Source organism: Acidianus brierleyi (assembly GCF_003201835.2).
Taxonomy (GTDB): domain Archaea; phylum Thermoproteota; class Thermoprotei_A; order Sulfolobales; family Sulfolobaceae; genus Aramenus; species Aramenus brierleyi.
The window spans coordinates 1,838,248-1,853,099 of record NZ_CP029289.2 but is presented as its reverse complement, the minus strand read 5'-3'; the positions used below and the strand labels follow the sequence as shown (position 1 = coordinate 1,853,099).

The 14,852-nt window shown below is 32.8% G+C and carries 20 protein-coding genes, 1 tRNA gene and 1 pseudogene; all 22 read right to left on the bottom strand.

Annotation, left to right across the window (positions count from 1 at the left end):
• Positions 1–19: 19 nt before the first annotated feature.
• Positions 20–1,253 (bottom strand): annotated as a pseudogene (gene hmgA, locus DFR85_RS26065) (hydroxymethylglutaryl-CoA reductase (NADPH)).
• A complete protein-coding gene (locus tag DFR85_RS26060) occupies positions 1,246–1,647 on the bottom strand; it encodes a Zn-ribbon domain-containing OB-fold protein (protein WP_110271863.1) in 402 nt (133 codons plus the stop codon). Before DFR85_RS26060 ends, hmgA begins: the two are co-directional and overlap by 8 nt.
• A gap of 5 nt (positions 1,648–1,652) precedes the next feature.
• Positions 1,653–2,738 carry a thiolase family protein gene (locus DFR85_RS26055; protein ID WP_110270802.1) on the bottom strand — a complete coding sequence of 362 codons (1,086 nt, stop codon included), beginning with the start codon at positions 2,736–2,738 and terminating at the stop codon, positions 1,653–1,655.
• A complete protein-coding gene (locus DFR85_RS26050; protein WP_110270801.1) occupies positions 2,735–3,784 on the bottom strand; it encodes a hydroxymethylglutaryl-CoA synthase in 1,050 nt (349 codons plus the stop codon). The genes DFR85_RS26055 and DFR85_RS26050 overlap by 4 nt, the downstream gene beginning before the upstream one ends.
• A 146-nt stretch (positions 3,785–3,930) precedes the next feature.
• On the bottom strand, positions 3,931–4,320 hold the full coding sequence (gene speD / locus DFR85_RS26045) for an adenosylmethionine decarboxylase (RefSeq protein WP_110270800.1): 390 nt from the start codon (positions 4,318–4,320) through the stop codon (positions 3,931–3,933).
• 96 nt (positions 4,321–4,416) lie between these two features.
• A tRNA-Arg gene (locus DFR85_RS26040) sits at positions 4,417–4,508 on the bottom strand.
• A gap of 48 nt (positions 4,509–4,556) precedes the next feature.
• Positions 4,557–5,180, bottom strand: coding sequence for a DUF434 domain-containing protein (locus DFR85_RS26035; RefSeq protein WP_110270799.1), 624 nt, complete (start codon positions 5,178–5,180; stop codon positions 4,557–4,559).
• Positions 5,146–7,857 carry an alanine--tRNA ligase gene (gene alaS / locus DFR85_RS26030; RefSeq protein WP_110270798.1) on the bottom strand — a complete coding sequence of 904 codons (2,712 nt, stop codon included), beginning with the start codon at positions 7,855–7,857 and terminating at the stop codon, positions 5,146–5,148. Before alaS ends, DFR85_RS26035 begins: the two co-directional genes overlap by 35 nt.
• A 57-nt stretch (positions 7,858–7,914) precedes the next feature.
• Positions 7,915–8,226: a 50S ribosomal protein P1 gene (gene rpl12p / locus DFR85_RS26025; RefSeq protein WP_110270797.1), complete on the bottom strand. Its 312-nt coding sequence runs from the start codon at positions 8,224–8,226 to the stop codon at positions 7,915–7,917.
• A 43-nt stretch (positions 8,227–8,269) separates the two neighbouring features.
• Positions 8,270–9,280 (bottom strand): 50S ribosomal protein L10, encoded by a 1,011-nt coding sequence (locus DFR85_RS26020; protein WP_168367186.1) that lies wholly within the window; start codon positions 9,278–9,280, stop codon positions 8,270–8,272.
• Positions 9,277–9,933, bottom strand: a complete 657-nt coding sequence (locus tag DFR85_RS26015; RefSeq protein ID WP_110270795.1) for a 50S ribosomal protein L1 — start codon at positions 9,931–9,933, stop codon at positions 9,277–9,279. Before DFR85_RS26015 ends, DFR85_RS26020 begins: the two co-directional genes overlap by 4 nt.
• A 2-nt stretch (positions 9,934–9,935) precedes the next feature.
• A complete protein-coding gene (locus tag DFR85_RS26010; RefSeq protein ID WP_110270794.1) occupies positions 9,936–10,445 on the bottom strand; it encodes a 50S ribosomal protein L11 in 510 nt (169 codons plus the stop codon).
• Positions 10,446–10,456: 11 nt separating this feature from the next.
• Positions 10,457–10,915, bottom strand: coding sequence for a transcription elongation factor Spt5 (locus DFR85_RS26005; protein WP_110270793.1), 459 nt, complete (start codon positions 10,913–10,915; stop codon positions 10,457–10,459).
• Between the two features lie 7 nt (positions 10,916–10,922).
• A complete protein-coding gene (locus tag DFR85_RS26000) occupies positions 10,923–11,102 on the bottom strand; it encodes a protein translocase SEC61 complex subunit gamma (RefSeq protein WP_110270792.1) in 180 nt (59 codons plus the stop codon).
• Between the two features lie 31 nt (positions 11,103–11,133).
• Positions 11,134–12,087 carry a signal recognition particle-docking protein FtsY gene (gene ftsY, locus DFR85_RS25995; RefSeq protein WP_432417909.1) on the bottom strand — a complete coding sequence of 318 codons (954 nt, stop codon included), beginning with the start codon at positions 12,085–12,087 and terminating at the stop codon, positions 11,134–11,136.
• A gap of 116 nt (positions 12,088–12,203) precedes the next feature.
• Complete coding sequence (gene pfdA / locus DFR85_RS25990) at positions 12,204–12,644, bottom strand: prefoldin subunit alpha (protein WP_110270790.1); 441 nt, start codon at positions 12,642–12,644, stop codon at positions 12,204–12,206.
• Positions 12,645–12,650: 6 nt separating this feature from the next.
• Positions 12,651–12,911, bottom strand: a complete 261-nt coding sequence (gene rpl18a, locus DFR85_RS25985) for a 50S ribosomal protein L18Ae (RefSeq protein WP_110270789.1) — start codon at positions 12,909–12,911, stop codon at positions 12,651–12,653.
• Position 12,912: 1 nt separating this feature from the next.
• Complete coding sequence (locus DFR85_RS25980; RefSeq protein WP_110270788.1) at positions 12,913–13,584, bottom strand: translation initiation factor IF-6; 672 nt, start codon at positions 13,582–13,584, stop codon at positions 12,913–12,915.
• Positions 13,581–13,844 (bottom strand): 50S ribosomal protein L31e, encoded by a 264-nt coding sequence (locus tag DFR85_RS25975; protein ID WP_110270787.1) that lies wholly within the window; start codon positions 13,842–13,844, stop codon positions 13,581–13,583. The genes DFR85_RS25980 and DFR85_RS25975 overlap by 4 nt, the downstream gene beginning before the upstream one ends.
• A gap of 5 nt (positions 13,845–13,849) precedes the next feature.
• The gene (locus DFR85_RS25970) at positions 13,850–14,005 is read right to left on the bottom strand and encodes a 50S ribosomal protein L39e (RefSeq protein ID WP_110270786.1); all 156 of its coding nucleotides are present in this window, start codon (positions 14,003–14,005) and stop codon (positions 13,850–13,852) included.
• Positions 14,002–14,352, bottom strand: coding sequence for a DNA-binding protein (locus DFR85_RS25965; RefSeq protein WP_110270785.1), 351 nt, complete (start codon positions 14,350–14,352; stop codon positions 14,002–14,004). Before DFR85_RS25965 ends, DFR85_RS25970 begins: the two co-directional genes overlap by 4 nt.
• 6 nt (positions 14,353–14,358) lie before the next feature.
• Positions 14,359–14,820, bottom strand: a complete 462-nt coding sequence (locus tag DFR85_RS25960) for a 30S ribosomal protein S19e (protein WP_110270784.1) — start codon at positions 14,818–14,820, stop codon at positions 14,359–14,361.
• Positions 14,821–14,852: the final 32 nt, after the last annotated feature.

Here is a 14,852-nt window from a genome sequence, read left to right as displayed (position 1 = left end):
TACTATTTTGTTTAAAAAATTAAGCTTTGAGGTTTCTTCCTAGTTTCTTGTGGGCTTTACCCAGTTCCTTATTTGCTAGTGCAGATAAAAGATTTAATTCTCCTGACAGGACAGAAGCAGCTGTTATTTCAGCAAATTTTTTCGCATTACTCCCTGCCGGATCTCCACTTCCTTCTACTCCCATTATACTTAATGCCTCTCTTTGAGTTGGAAGTCTTGTTCCTCCTCCAACAGTACCTATCTCCAAAGAAGGAAGTGTTATAGAAATGTATAGATCACCGTCTCTATTTTCTGTCCATGTATATCCAGAACTACTTTCTACAACTTGAGCCATATCTTGACCAGTTGCAAGAAATATTGCAGCTATTATATTTGCAAAATGAGCATTAAACTGGTAAATATTTCCTGCTCTTGCGCTTCCTAGCCAGTTTTTCCTTAAATTAACCTCAGTTATTGCTTCTGCAGTAGTGTGAAGAATATTTTTAACTGTATCCTTAGGAATAATAATTTCTGCAGATACTGATTTTCCTCTACCAAATACGGTGTTAGTTATTGACTGTTTCTTATCACTACACATGTTTCCACTTACTGCTATGCAAGTAGCCCCTTCAAAATTATTTTCGATGAAATCACATATTTCCTCGGAAGCAATAGTTGCCATGTTCATGCCCATAGCGTCTCCAGTTTCAAACACGAATCTTAGCCATACATTGTTAGATAGAATAAATGTCTGTATATCTAGAAGTTTGCCATGAGATGTTGTACTTTCTGCTATATCCTTTATTTTGTTAAATGAATCTTTTACCCATCTTACAAAATTATATGCATCTTTTATGCTATTGAATTTGAAAACAGGAGCTCTAGCCATACCATCGAAAAATATTTTCGTTATAACTTCTCCAGACTCATGTATTGCTTTCATTCCTCTGTTTACGCTAGCTATAAGCGCTCCTTCAGTAGTAGCCATTGGCACGAAAAAACTCTCCTTTAGCGTAATCACCGTTTATCCTTATAGGTCCTGCTATACCTACTGGTATTTGGATTCCTCCTATGACATTTTCGGCATTTCTTCCTTTTATTTCTGAATAATCTAAAATAGTAGATCCTATAGAAGGCAACTTTGCACCAGTAATTTTTTCTATAGCTAATCTTCTAGCTACCATAGCAGCATTGGCTTCTAAATAATTATCTATATCATGTAGGGAGATCTCTCCTGATACAACTTTATCTACTACTTCTTCTATTTTATTCATTTTCGACCGGCCTAAATTTTATACCATACTCTATTAAACCATTATTAGAATCTGATTTTACTCTCCTAATTGTAGCTTCTACTCTCGTGTTATCTTTCAAATCTTCGTCGATATCTGTTAATGGAGCCACGATTTCTATTCCTTCATCTAATCTTATTAAGCCTATATATGTAGGTGTTACTTTCTCTAATCCAGGTAACTGTTGATAATTTGTAGTATAAGTTAATAATGTTCCTCTTCCACTAAGTTTTATTTTATTAATTTTCGTAGATCCACATTTATTGCATACATCCCTATATGGGAATATTATGTTGCCACATTTTTCGCATTTTCCTGCAATTAATCTATACATAGTTTCTTTATTTCTCCATATTTGTGGTGGAAAGATCTTCATCTTTATCACCTCGTCAACTGAGTTAAATATGTTGTATTACCTAAGTCGTCCATTGAAATTACTAATGCTTTTTCGCTTGATGGAACTCTTTTTCCTGGGAAATTACCTAGTAATTGCATTGTAGCCTCAGCTATTTGATATATTCCAGTAGCTCCTCCGGGGTAACCCCTAGATTTAAGTCCTCCACTATAATTTATTGGTAAGTTATCTAGTTCAGATAAAGATTTTCCCTTAGTAAAGCCTAATTCTTCTAAAATTAAAGCTGCATATATACTATATGAGTCATGAATTTCTATAAGATCTGGGTTGAATTTTCCAAGTTTATTATAAGCCTCCTTTAAGCTAGGAATTTCTCCAATTTTTATGTCAGCAGTAGACGATGTTACTTTAGAAATTTTTACTGGAGAGTCAGTAAGTTTTCTAGCTATTTCATCGTTTGTAACAAGTATAGCTGCTGCTCCATCTGCTCTAGGTGCAGTATCAAATAATCTCATAGGTTCTGAAATAAGCTGAGAATCCAGTATTGTTTTCTTATCCACTGCGAACTTTAAATATGCATAAGGATTTTCTGACCCATATTTATGCATGAAATATGGCCAGTTACTAAAGTAGTCGTAGTCGACATTATATTTTTTCATATATGTTTTCATTTGTAGTGCAGCAAATGATTGTGGTAGTATACCAAGTCTTTCTGAGAATTCTTCATCCATATTTTCTGTAAGAATTTCGTTTAGATAATTTGATGGAAAGTCGGAAAGTTTTTCTGAACCAATAATTAAAGCAGATTTTATTTCTCCAGACTTTATTAAATTGTATGCTGTAAATATAGCCGCACCTCCACTGGCATCTCCATTTTCTATCCTGAATGATGGAACAGAGTAGCCTAATATATTAGTTAACTTTGTTGATAATAAAACTTGGTTAGATGTTTTTTCTGAATAAGAATTTGCGAAAATTAAAATATCTGGCTTGAAACTATCTTTCAAATTTTCTATTATCTCTTTTGCAGCAGCTACAGATAAATTGGTTAGATTAGTCTCATAATATCTATCTACTTTTAGCATTGAGTATGAAGCAATATTCACGCTCATTGTTCATACACCTTATATTTGTTAGTATATTTAGCATAATGTGCATAACTTACAATTTTCTTATTATTTATATAGAAATCTACACTATGAGCTAATTTTTGTCTTTCAGAGATCTTATCAGTGGTAACAAAGCTAAATGCGTCACTTCCTGCACCACTTCCAAACGGAGCTACTAAAATTCTCTGCCCAGGCTTTGCAAAATCTAGAACCTTTGCTAATCCTAATAGTGCAGAAGCATTATAAGGATTACCTATATACGTGGAGACTAAGCCAGGCTTAACTTTTTCAAGAGGTATTCCTAGTTTTTTAGATATTTGAAGAGGAAATTTACCATTTGGCTGATGAAATATGAAGTAATCAAAGTCAGAAATTCTTAGTCCAGAATCTTGGAGTAATTTATTTACAGCATATAATATGTGTGCGAAATATGCAGGTTCACCAGTAAAGGCTTCTCCATGCAGTGGGTAAGGGACTCCATCTCTTCTCCAAAAATCTGGAGTATCTGAAGTATAAGACGTTGATGCTTCTGCTATAGCTACAGATTCCGTATCTTTGCCTACTATAAATGATATAGAAGCTGCTGCAGAACTAAGTTCTAATATATCTCCTGGATTAGATTGAGCAGTATCAGAGCCTATAACTAGTGCGTATTTAACTTGATTTGTATCTACCATGGATAATGCCATTCTAAGTCCTGCTGATGCTGCTCTGCAAGCAAATTCTAAATCTGCACTTACTGAATAATTAGAGGCTCCTATAGCATCTATTATAAACGACGATGTAGGCTTAACTGCATAAACTTTTGATTCTGAACCGAATAATACAGCACCTATTTCTTCTGGATTTATTCTTGCTCGATTTAGAGCATTTACTGTGGACTCAAAAGCCATTGTAGTAGAATCTTCATCTGGCGAAGGTACGGATTTCTCAGTAAGACCTAAGGTTTTTACTACTGCCCTTTCTCTTCCCCAAGTTTCTGCTATCTCGTCAACTTTAATTCTATATTTGGGGATATAAGATCCCCAACCAACTATACCGCTATGCATTATTATTATACGCTATAGACATTTTTAAAGATTTTCTACAATTGTCTAATACCCCTATAGACAACTGTCTATAAAAAAATTTAAAGATAAATAACAAAAAATATCATGTGATGAAACAAAAAACTTGATAGATGATAGCCCTCAGCTCACTCTGAACTTCTATCTGCGTAGAATACCTGATATTTTTTGGGCTTTAAATTATCTGTTATAAACTTGAAAGCTGCCGCTGGATCGCTGTTTTCTCCACAAGTGTATACATCAAGCGTTGCATAGTTATACTCGTTCCATGTATGTAGAGCTATATGGCTTTCTTCAACGAGGGCTATTACTGATACGCCTCCCTTCTTTCCACCGAAACTCCAAGACTTTACTTCAACTAGATTCATATTAGCTATCTTTACAGCTTGCAAAACTAGATTTTGTAGGAGATCTTTGTCATTTAAGATATCTGGTTCAATTCCATATAGATTCCCAAACACGTGCTTCCCTATTATCCTATCTTCAGAAGAGGTTTGGAAAACTGCTTCCTCTGACATCTTCTTTTCTTATGCCCCGAGTGAAGTTCTACTTTTAGAATTTATAAATGTAACGTGTATCATCTAAGGGAATACTTTTATAATACCTAATCTATGTGGCGGGCCCGCCGGGATTCGAACCCGGGACCCTCGGCTTGCTCCGACCTTCATAGGAGGCCGGCGCTCTATCCTGGCTGAGCTACGGGTCCATAGAGTAATTAGATTAGAACTACCTTAAAGATTTTTCTTAGCTTAGGTTAGCTTAGGTCTTCTGGTATTTTTACTAACTTTATATAACTGTCTTTTACCATTTTACCAAGTAAGTCTACTATTTTTGAAGAATTCATTAGAATTACAAAATCATTGCTAGCTATAGTTTTATTGCTTATTATAACTTCTTTATCAGCTTTGTTAACAGTTTTGGCAGTGACGTGCTTTTGCCTTAATTTTTCAGCAATTTTTCCACTATTACTTATTTGAGAGTCTAATATTATTTCACAAGAGAATTTTTTCCAGACACAGTATTCTGAAACAAGAATTAATATATCTAAGATTCTCTCATCTTCTTTCTTTTTACCTAAGCCTAAGTCTCTAATGAATCCATCATCGCATAAAAATGCGTTATCATTATCTAATATATTGATTAGTGTTATAGCGATATTAAATCCATCAACGACAATATTATTTTCAGTTGATATCTTGCTCTGTATGTAAGATATTTCATTATCAGAATGAGTACATCTATATAAAATAAGTCTTTGCAATTCAGATAAAAAATATCTAGACGATATCAATTCTAGAGCGATTTTTCTACTATAACCTCTATTTAATAGATATTTATAATCTTTATAGGCTTCCTTTAAGTCCTTGTTTAATAGCATTTATAATATCATCTTCTTTAACTGTAACAAAACTTACGTTACAGTACGTCCCTTTTCCTCCGCCTTTTCCTCCTATCTTTCTCAAGTTATCTAAAATTGGATCTACTTTTATATTACTAGACGTAGCTATTTCTATAATCCACTTTTGATTATTGTTATATATATTAACTACAACTTTAGAACTATCAATAGTAAATCTTTTCATTATTTCTTTAACTATCTCCTGATCTATTATATTTTTCAAAATCAATATATTTACGCCATTATATATTTCTTTACTAGAATTTTCTAACAAATATTCTATATACCATTTTCTATATTCATTAAGTAATTCATCAACTTTTTTCTTGTCTTCAATAAATCTTTGTGACCTAATTTCCAATTGAGACCTATCAACACCTAGAATTTCAGAAGTTTTATCTATCTCATCTTCTATTTCTCTTGCGTAGTTTGTTACCATATCTCCTGCAACGTATTCAAGCCTTATTACTCCATCTTGAATTTTTTCAACATTAACAATTTTTATAGCCCCTATTTCACTAGTATTGGATACATGAGTTCCTCCACAACTTTCTACGTCCCAGTCTTTAATTTCTAGCAATCTAATTGAGGCCTTATTTGGAACTCCCCCTTCGTATATCGATACTCCAAATTTAGTTTCTGCCTCTGTCCTATTCATTTCAAAAGCGTTAACTGGCCTCCTATCGTTTATAACAAAGTTTGCCATATCTTCTATTTTTCTGATTTCTTCTTTAGAAAGCATTTTATAGTGGGTTATATCTAATCTAGCTTTTTCTGGAGTTTTTTCTGCACCAGCTTGCCATATATGATCTCCTAGAAGCTTCTTAGCAGCTGCAAGTATAACATGAGTTGCAGTATGGTGTTTCATTAATCTGTATCTTCTTTGCCAATCTATTTCTCCATGAACTTTCTCCCCAACGTTAATTTTTGCTTCTCTATCAAGTATGTGCAATATAACATCAGACACTTTTTGAGTATCTATTACAGAATACTTTTCTCCAGTGGAAGTTATTATAAATCCTTTATCTCCAAGCTGACCTCCGCCTTCTGGGTAGAAGACTGTTTGATCAGTTATTATAAAATTTTTATACACTCCGATTACATTTCCGTCAAATTCTCTTAGATATTGATTAGTATAGTAAAGTTTTTTAGTTGGCTCAAATTTTGATGCAAAATCAATTACGTCTTTTGTTAATCTAGATTTTTCTTTTTCAGATTTTATAGGAGCAGTTTGATGTCTTTTAGCTACTAGTGCGTAAAAATTGAAGGGTATCTGAAGTTCTATGCCTTTCTTTTTTAATTCTTCAGTAAGTAACTCTGGTGGAACACCATTAGAATCATAGACTTGAGCCAAATCTTCAGCAGTTATATTTTTCTTTTTACTAAGGTTATTTACTATTGATGGAATTTTACTTATGGTTTCATTAAATTTCTGTTCTTCATTTTCTATTGCGTCAAGAATGTAATCTTTATTCTTTAACATTTCTGGAAAATCTTCTTTCCAATAGTTTATTTGTTCTGAAATCAAATCCACAAGATCAGCATTAGCGCCTAGAAGTTTCATAGTTCTTAATGTTCTTCTTATTAATAGTCTTCCTAAATATCCTTCTCCAGAGTTAGATGGCACTAGACCGTCTGCTAGCATTAGAGCTATAGTTTTAGTATGATCTAATACTTGGAATACTCTAGCTGCTCTTGTAAGTTCAGAGTCTACATATTCTAGTTTTTCACCTATTTTTTTGGCTACCTCTTCTCTGTGTAATTTGATAGACTCGGGATGATCTGTATCTATTCTACCAGCTAGTCTTGCTGCAGTTTTTAGCATCTCCTCATCTACTGGAGCCTGGTTTAATTTTTTGAAGAAAGTATATACTAAGTTTCCATATATGGCATGGAAAGCTGTTGGTGTCTTTTGAGTAAACCAGGCTAGTCTTTCTATACCATATCCTGTATCCACTATTTTCAGTTTAAGGGGTATATAATCAGATCCTTTTATTTCATATTGCATAAATACTAAAGTAGCTAACTCAAGTCCACCCACTGTTACTTCAAATGAAGGTCCCGCATTTCCTCCTCCTTCCCACCAAGATTCTTTAAATGTAAGTAACTCTTCTGGTATACCGAGTTCTTCGGTAAAAAATTCTTTAGAAAGTTCTACCGTTTCGTCTTTCCAATAAATGTATTTATCTGGATAGTTGAATGCATGATGACCTCCCATTTCGAATGTTGTCAGATGCCTTCCAAAAGTTATGCCTACATTATCAATGTCTTCCAATCTAATGCATGGCTGTGAAATAACTAAAGGATTAGCTGGTGGTGGTACTAATCCACTAGTGACCTGGGGTTGAAAATCTACTATGCTTGCTATAGTTAAATATAGATCTTCTCTCCATCTTGCTAATACCGGTTTAGGTGGTATAATTTCATGATCGTGTCTTTTAAAGAAATTAAGAAACTTACTTCTAGCTTCTTTCACGCTTAGATTAAGCTTTGATACATCCAAATCTAAGAAATAATAGTCTGAGCAAGGAATATCTGCACAATTAGTTCTTTCTTTATCTTTTGTCCAGAAAGGCGTTTTACACACATTACAAGTCTTCCTATAATAATTATTATTGAATAGCCTTACCTTGTACTCCTTTTCGTCTACAATCATGTTAAAAGAAGATAAATATTCAGGAATTAAAAAGTATGTGTAAAAAAACTAGTTCTTTTAACCAAATAGAGAAGATAAACCGCCAGCGATTTCTTCTTCACTTGGTCCTTTCTTTTCTTCTTCCTCTTTCTTTTCTTCCTTAGCCTCTTTCTTTTCTGCTGGTTGAGCTGCTGGTGCTGCCGCTACTGGCATAGCTGCTGCGTTCTTTAGTACTTCATCAATATTAACCTCTTTTAGAGCCGCTACTACAGCTTTGACTCTCACTTCGTCTACATTTATGCCAGCTGCTGTAAGTACATTCTTTAATGAATCTTCAGTTATATCTTTTTTAGCAGAGTGTAACAATAAACTTGCATATATATATTCCATATCTTATCACCTTAGTTAATATTCTGGTATTTAAAAAGCTTTGTTATCCAAATAACGAGGATAAACCTCCACCTAACTTTTCTTCACTTGGTCCTTTCTTTTCTTCTTCCTCTTTCTTTTCTTCCTTATCTTCCTTATTAGCTTCTTGCGTTGTAGGTTTTTGCGCTACTTGTATACCAAGGTTAGCCTTATCATTTATAGCTTCTGCTAGCGCATTTGCTTTAGCTAATGCCTTTATAAATACTATTTCTGCAGTATCTTTAGATATATAGCCCATTTCTCCAGCAAGATTTAGAGAATAATTCTGTGCCTTTGTAATGCTAATCTTTAATACATCTGGGACTGGATATGCTATTTCTACTCCAAGAGCTATAGTGTTTCTATATGCTTCGCCTATTTCTGATCTATAATCATCTAAGTTGACATCTAATTCCTCTGCTGGTATTAGCAATCCTTCATGATATGCAACCTTCATAGTAAGTTTTACATATACTGGCATTATCCCTAATTTTTGTAGTATAGGTATAGCTTCTGCTGGTATAGTATCTCCAGGCTTTGCTATTAATGTATCTTTAGTTACTGCTACTTTTCCGTCCTGTACTCTAGTTGGGACTTTTAGTTTTCCGAAAGTGCTTAATATAGGTCCAGCTGGCATTCCAGTATCTCCTGCAGGTATAACAATTTCTTCGTCAGACTTATCTCCAGCTATTGCGTATCTCTTTAGTCTAGATTTATTAAGATTTATTGATATTGTAAAGGGATTTTCATTACTGAATATAAATGCGTTAGAACTATTCAGATACTTTTCTATCTTAGTAATATCAAGACCTGCGTTTTTAGCTGCTATCTTAAACAAAGTATTTTTTGATACTCTTATCTCAGCGTATCCTCTAAATTTCTTTCTTATTTCGTGAAGCTTATCTGCAGGGAATTTTTCTAAATTGGCTATAATAATTGTCTTATTTTCTTTTATTAATTGCTCTAGTTCTTTTACTTCGTCAATCTTCCATTGAGGAATTTTCTTTTGTTGTATAGTTATGCTCATTTCTATCACTTTAGTTTAATCTCTACTGGTTTACCCATATCTGTTTTGATGTATATAGCTTTTATTACGGAAGGTCCCTTTATTTTATTTTCTATTGCACTAAGTACTGCAGAAGCGTTTTCTGCTAAATCTTCGGGTTTTTGGTCTTCAGATCCTATAAATGTTTGAGTTTGTGGTTGATCTTTAGTTTTTACTAAAGTTGATCTCTTAAATCTAAGAATATATTCAGTTATCTCTGACGATGTAGGTAATGGTGTAGGAAATTTACCTCTAGGGCCTAAGGCTGGGCCTAATATTCTACCAGCTAGTGCCATAGAGTCTTGTGCAATGAGAAACCAATCGTTATTTATAGCCAATTTTTTGATTGCTCTCTTCTGTCCAAGAAGTTTCTGAAGATCTTCTTTGGCAAGAAGCACATTAGGCTCTGCCTTTTTAGCAGATTCTGTCTGTTCAAAAGAAGGTACTACGACAACATTTTTTGGTTTACTTGGAGTTTTAGGTAAAGCAACTATTTCCCTTAATTTTAATTCTCCTTTTTTCATATCTACTTCTTTAAAAGTTACTATTAATTCCACACTTTGCTTAAAATTTCTTTTTGGATTATTTTGCTCGGATAAGGCCAGTGTAATTCCTTCTTTTAATTTATCATTTGAAACTATCATAATCATGCACCTTTATTCCACTTTTCTTCATATTTAGATAATAAATCATCATATTTACCTTCATCGATTTCCTTTACTAAATCTTTTGGATCTTTATTTTCAACTGTTAATCCTATACTTTTTGCAGTACCTAAAATAGACTTTACTGAAGATTTCAAGCTTTTACTTGTCATACTTGGCTTCTTCATTAGCGCTACGTCTACTACATCATCCATTGAAACGTTACCTATTTTTTTATGTGCAGGATCTCCAGAGGGTTCTTGAGCTCCAGCTTTTTTCAATAATAAAGAAGTTGTAGTAGGTATTCCTACACTAATTTCAAATGCTTTTGTATCAGTATCTATGTCGATGTTTACTGGTACTGACATTCCTTTAAATTGAGATGTTGCATCATTTATTTTCTTGACTACTTCTCCTATGTTTAACTTATATTGTGACAGTGTTGGAGCTAAAGGAGGTCCCGGTTTTACGTTACCACCTTCCACCACTATTTTAATTGTTTTTTTAGGCATACACGATCACCTCAAGATTTCTTTGATGGTTTAACCTGATCTACAGGTATAGTTACTTGTAATGGAAAAGCAGATTCTAAAATATTTAACACTACTTCTCCTCTACTCTCATTAAATCTTACTATTTGTGCTTGCATTCCTCTGAAAGGTCCAGCAGTAACTTCTACCAAATCTCCCTCTTTAACCAAAGGTCCAGCAACTTTCTTAGATATCATTTTCATTATATCATCTTTTGATACTAGGCCAGGGACTGACCCTCTTACGTGTCTTATACCAGCTATTAAGAGTTTAACTACATGAGGGCCTCCAGCTTCTATTATAACGTATCCTTTCAGACCCGGAGGAACTAAGATAGAATAGACATCGCTTATATTATTTGTCTTGATTCTCTCCTCTAGCATTAATGCTACATTAACTTCTTGTCCTCCAGTAACTTTTACTGCATAGTAGTTTCTAATTTTAGTTTCCATGAAAATTTCACCCAATAAGTATAGTCAGTGCTAATTGGATTAAGAAGGCAAGCAAGCCTACAAAAGCCATTACTATTAGGGTAACTTTCAAATTAAGATTGAACATTTCTTTATCTGGTTTTTTAGCCACTGTAACTATTTTTTTCCACTCTGCAGGAAGTTTCTTAATCTCCTCAATAATATCCATATGTAACTTATTGTATAGTCAAAATATTAATTTAACTGAAAAGCCTATCTAAGAACCAACTAGGATCAAAACTTATAAGATTTTCATAATCCTGCCCTATACCTAAATATATAACTGGTTTCTTTAGCTCATATGCTAAAGAAAGAACTATTCCTCCCTTAGCATCAGCATCAACTTTTGTTAATATTACAGCATCATAGCCTACCGCGTCTTCAAAATATCTAGCTTGCTCTAATGCGTCGTTTCCAGCTAGAGAATCCAATACCAAAATTCTGAAATTAGGTTTTGCAATTCTTATTATTCTTTTTAATTCTTCAGTTAGATCTTTATCAGTATTCATTCTTCCTGCAGTATCTATTAAAACTACGTCAATTCCTCTACTTTTTGCGGATTGAATAGCATCATATGCAACCGAAGCAGGATCTCCTCCGTATTTTCCTTTAACTAATGGCACTTCAAGTTTCTTAGCGTGAACAGCTAATTGTTCTTGAGCTGCGGCTCTAAACGTATCTGCTGCGGCTATTATTACATTCAGACCATTTTTTTTAAGTAAATAAACAAATTTGGCTATTGTAGTTGTTTTCCCTACTCCATTAACTCCAAAGAATACTATAATAAAAGGTTTAGGAGATTTTTTTATATTATCGACTAAATTTGAATCTATCTTATTATATTGTAAAATTTCATTTAATGACTTTTTTAATGATTTTTTTATAAGTTGCTCTAAATCCTCGCTTCTGCTAACTTTGTTACCTATTAAATTTGTTTTAAGATCTTCTAAAATCTTATCTGTTACCTCTAGTGATACGTCACTTTCTAATAGTTCCATTCTTAGTTCTTCTATTATATCTGATATATCATTCTCCTTAATTTCTTTATATCTTAACTTATTAAAAATATTTAATTTTTCTGTAATTTTTTCTTTATTTTCAGCATTCTCAACTTTTTCTTCTATACTACTTTCTGTTGTTTTATTTGTTTGCAATTCCTCAGTATGAACTTCTTGACTAGTTTCCTCGTTTTTGTTAATGTTTTCCTCTTCTTTTCCAAGAAGTTTATTTGAAAAATTGGAAAAAGCTTTTTTTAACTTATCAAAACAATTTATTCACCTTTTTGTTGTTGCTCTTGGATTCTATTTAGAATATCTGAAATCTGTGAGTAAGCGTTTATACTCTCGCTTAACTTTTTATTAACTTCTTGTAAAGTTAAATTAAGTTCATTTTCTCTATCAGATAAAATCTTTACTGCAGTATCTGGTGTAACTTCTGCATAGTAAGTTAGACCCAGATAGACTATTACTTTATCTGCTTTCGCTTCAGGAATTCTTAGCATTAAAAATCCTTTTTTATCTCCTGATAAGAATAAATCATTCTTAGGAGTTTTTAGCTCATCTATAGTATCTTTGGCACTTTTTATTGCGCTTAAGGAGTCAGCTATTTCTGATTGAGCTTTCTGTAAATCCTCTATCTGTTTTTTTAATAAATCAGCCTGCGCTAGAAGATCTTCTAAAGATATCATTATTTTACCTTGCTGATCTGACATAATACATCACAATATTATTTTATCTAACTTGCCAATATCTTTTATTGTTCTATCTGGAATCTCGTTAGAGTTTACTTCCTTGACTTCTTCTATTTTAATATTAGACCGTTTAATTTTGTTTTTACTTCCGAATTGGGTGTATACATATTCTATAGCTTGTTTTTCATTTGTTGCTCTAACATACTTTACAAATTTTTGTTTGGTCGGAAATTCTGATAAATTAAATACTGCAGTACCTTTTACTTGATATATTTTTATCTCACTCATCTTAATCACCTAATGCTCTCTGAATTCTTAAAATCTCTGGACCCGTGGTAGAAGATCCAACTAGCACACCTTTATAATTAGCTATCATTCCACTTCTAATGAATGCGCTTCCAAAGTTTACTGTTCCTACGTCTATTTTTACCTTAAAAAAATAGCTTAAATCTCTTATTTCATCATCAGTTGAGTCTATATGAACTATTCCACCTTTTCTTGTTATGACTCCTACTGAACCTACTGTTATTATGTTAGCTATAGTTCCTCTTTTTGCTTCCTCAACTTGTAAGGCTTCTTTTATTTCTTTTACTTCTGCATCAGAAAATTCAGGATAAATTAATGCAGCATGATCATTTGCTAGTATAACGTTGCCTAATGCAGTAGCTTTCAAGTTAAGAACTTCTACTCTAGTGTCTTTTGCTTGCTCTTTTATTTCTTTTATTTCGTTATCTTTCGCAATTTTTGGTAGTATTATAGTATTATTATTTCCATTTATAAATATCCCTAAAAGGAAGCTATTTGAAACGCTAGTTTCTATTAATTCAGTTCCTAAATTATCTATAATGATATCTTTAGTGTTTTTATCTAAATTTTTAGGTATAAAAGTATATTTATCGTTAGAATAAATATACACTCCGATATTATCTGTTCCGAAAACACTTAATCTCTGAATGTTCATTCATGTTTAACTGCTAGTTTTACTAAATATGTTTTTTCACCGATCTTAGACACGACAACTGGTATCCTAGAACTTACTTTCTCTCTATTCTTAGAAACTGTAGCAGCTAGTAATGGATCTAAAAGGACTTTTTCTGCACCGAAATGTCTTACTATAATTTTCCTTATCATAGCTATAGCTTTTTTTGATCTATTAGTTTTTTTACTCATAATAACCTTTCTTAGATTTATTATCATTTCAAAATTATCTTTTTCTTTCATTATTTTTACACCTTTAAATCATTTTTTCTCCAATCTCTTCTTAATGGATTTATTTTTACCTTTCCATTAGTTCTTAATATTATCCATGCAGGTATAGCACTATTAGATTTTAATGCTCTGCCAAGTCTTGATTTTTTACCTGCGGGTTTATTTCTACTCATTTCCAGCCCCTTTCTCTTATTTGTATTTTATAATCTCTTTTATTCTGATCGGCTATTTGAGATAGTATCTCTTTTAGTTCGTCATCACTTATTGGTGTTTTAATTCTTCCAGTTTGGGCTAATGCTATAAGTTGATCCTCTAAAGAAGTTGCTATATCTGGTTTTACTAACTTTACGTTATTTAACCTTAATCTAGCTTCTGGAGTTAGTATAACCCTAAGTATTGCCTCCTTTTTTGCTTCTAATTCAGCCCTTTTTTGCTGCTCTTCTATATTTCTTCTGCTTTCTTGTTGAGCTCTTCTCCTTAACATTTCTTCTAATTCGGGATCTACATAGTTATCTGACATAGCTTATCACTCAAGGTATTTTTTCAAAGAAGTATTTTGGTTTGACAACTCTATAAATATTTCGCGGGCAAGTTTATCTAGAATAGACCTACCTTTTGGAGATAGTTTTCTTCCATAATTAGTTTTTGTAACTAAGCCTGCATTTTCCAATTGTTGAAATATCAATCTAGTTGAATGAGCAGGGGCTTTCACACTTCTTGGTGGTTTACTTCCCCTTCTTTTTAATCCTCCATATACTGTTTTTGATTTACTGAGCCCCATAGAATTATAAACGTAAAGCTTTCTAAGTAACGATGCAGTTCTCATATACCACCAATTCTCTACATCGTCTGGAACTCTTTCTTTAAAACTAGCAGTTTTTGCAAAAAAGCTCCATTCAGGTGGTTGAACTTCTTTTACATTATTTTTTACATATTCTGCTAGCTTCTCTATATAAATATTTGGCGGCACCATATTAACTGTAATCATTTTAATTCATATGTAGCTCTTCTCTAAGGTTT

Bases quoted from the DNA above. Each gene is read 5' to 3' on its own strand.
- DFR85_RS26060 (WP_110271863.1), bottom strand. From the start codon at position 1,647: ATGAAGATCTTTCCACCACAAATATGGAGAAATAAAGAAACTATGTAT.
- DFR85_RS26055 (WP_110270802.1), bottom strand. From the start codon at position 2,738: ATGAGCGTGAATATTGCTTCATACTCAATGCTAAAAGTAGATAGATAT.
- DFR85_RS26050 (WP_110270801.1), bottom strand. From the start codon at position 3,784: ATGCATAGCGGTATAGTTGGTTGGGGATCTTATATCCCCAAATATAGA.
- speD (WP_110270800.1), bottom strand. From the start codon at position 4,320: ATGTCAGAGGAAGCAGTTTTCCAAACCTCTTCTGAAGATAGGATAATA.
- DFR85_RS26035 (WP_110270799.1), bottom strand. From the start codon at position 5,180: ATGCTATTAAACAAGGACTTAAAGGAAGCCTATAAAGATTATAAATAT.
- alaS (WP_110270798.1), bottom strand. From the start codon at position 7,857: ATGATTGTAGACGAAAAGGAGTACAAGGTAAGGCTATTCAATAATAAT.
- rpl12p (WP_110270797.1), bottom strand. From the start codon at position 8,226: ATGGAATATATATATGCAAGTTTATTGTTACACTCTGCTAAAAAAGAT.
- DFR85_RS26015 (WP_110270795.1), bottom strand. From the start codon at position 9,933: ATGATAGTTTCAAATGATAAATTAAAAGAAGGAATTACACTGGCCTTA.
- DFR85_RS26010 (WP_110270794.1), bottom strand. From the start codon at position 10,445: ATGCCTAAAAAAACAATTAAAATAGTGGTGGAAGGTGGTAACGTAAAA.
- DFR85_RS26005 (WP_110270793.1), bottom strand. From the start codon at position 10,915: ATGGAAACTAAAATTAGAAACTACTATGCAGTAAAAGTTACTGGAGGA.
- DFR85_RS26000 (WP_110270792.1), bottom strand. From the start codon at position 11,102: ATGGATATTATTGAGGAGATTAAGAAACTTCCTGCAGAGTGGAAAAAA.
- pfdA (WP_110270790.1), bottom strand. From the start codon at position 12,644: ATGTCAGATCAGCAAGGTAAAATAATGATATCTTTAGAAGATCTTCTA.
- rpl18a (WP_110270789.1), bottom strand. From the start codon at position 12,911: ATGAGTGAGATAAAAATATATCAAGTAAAAGGTACTGCAGTATTTAAT.
- DFR85_RS25980 (WP_110270788.1), bottom strand. From the start codon at position 13,584: ATGAACATTCAGAGATTAAGTGTTTTCGGAACAGATAATATCGGAGTG.
- DFR85_RS25975 (WP_110270787.1), bottom strand. From the start codon at position 13,844: ATGAAAGAAAAAGATAATTTTGAAATGATAATAAATCTAAGAAAGGTT.
- DFR85_RS25970 (WP_110270786.1), bottom strand. From the start codon at position 14,005: ATGAGTAGAAATAAACCCGCAGGTAAAAAATCAAGACTTGGCAGAGCA.
- DFR85_RS25965 (WP_110270785.1), bottom strand. From the start codon at position 14,352: ATGTCAGATAACTATGTAGATCCCGAATTAGAAGAAATGTTAAGGAGA.
- DFR85_RS25960 (WP_110270784.1), bottom strand. From the start codon at position 14,820: ATGATTACAGTTAATATGGTGCCGCCAAATATTTATATAGAGAAGCTA.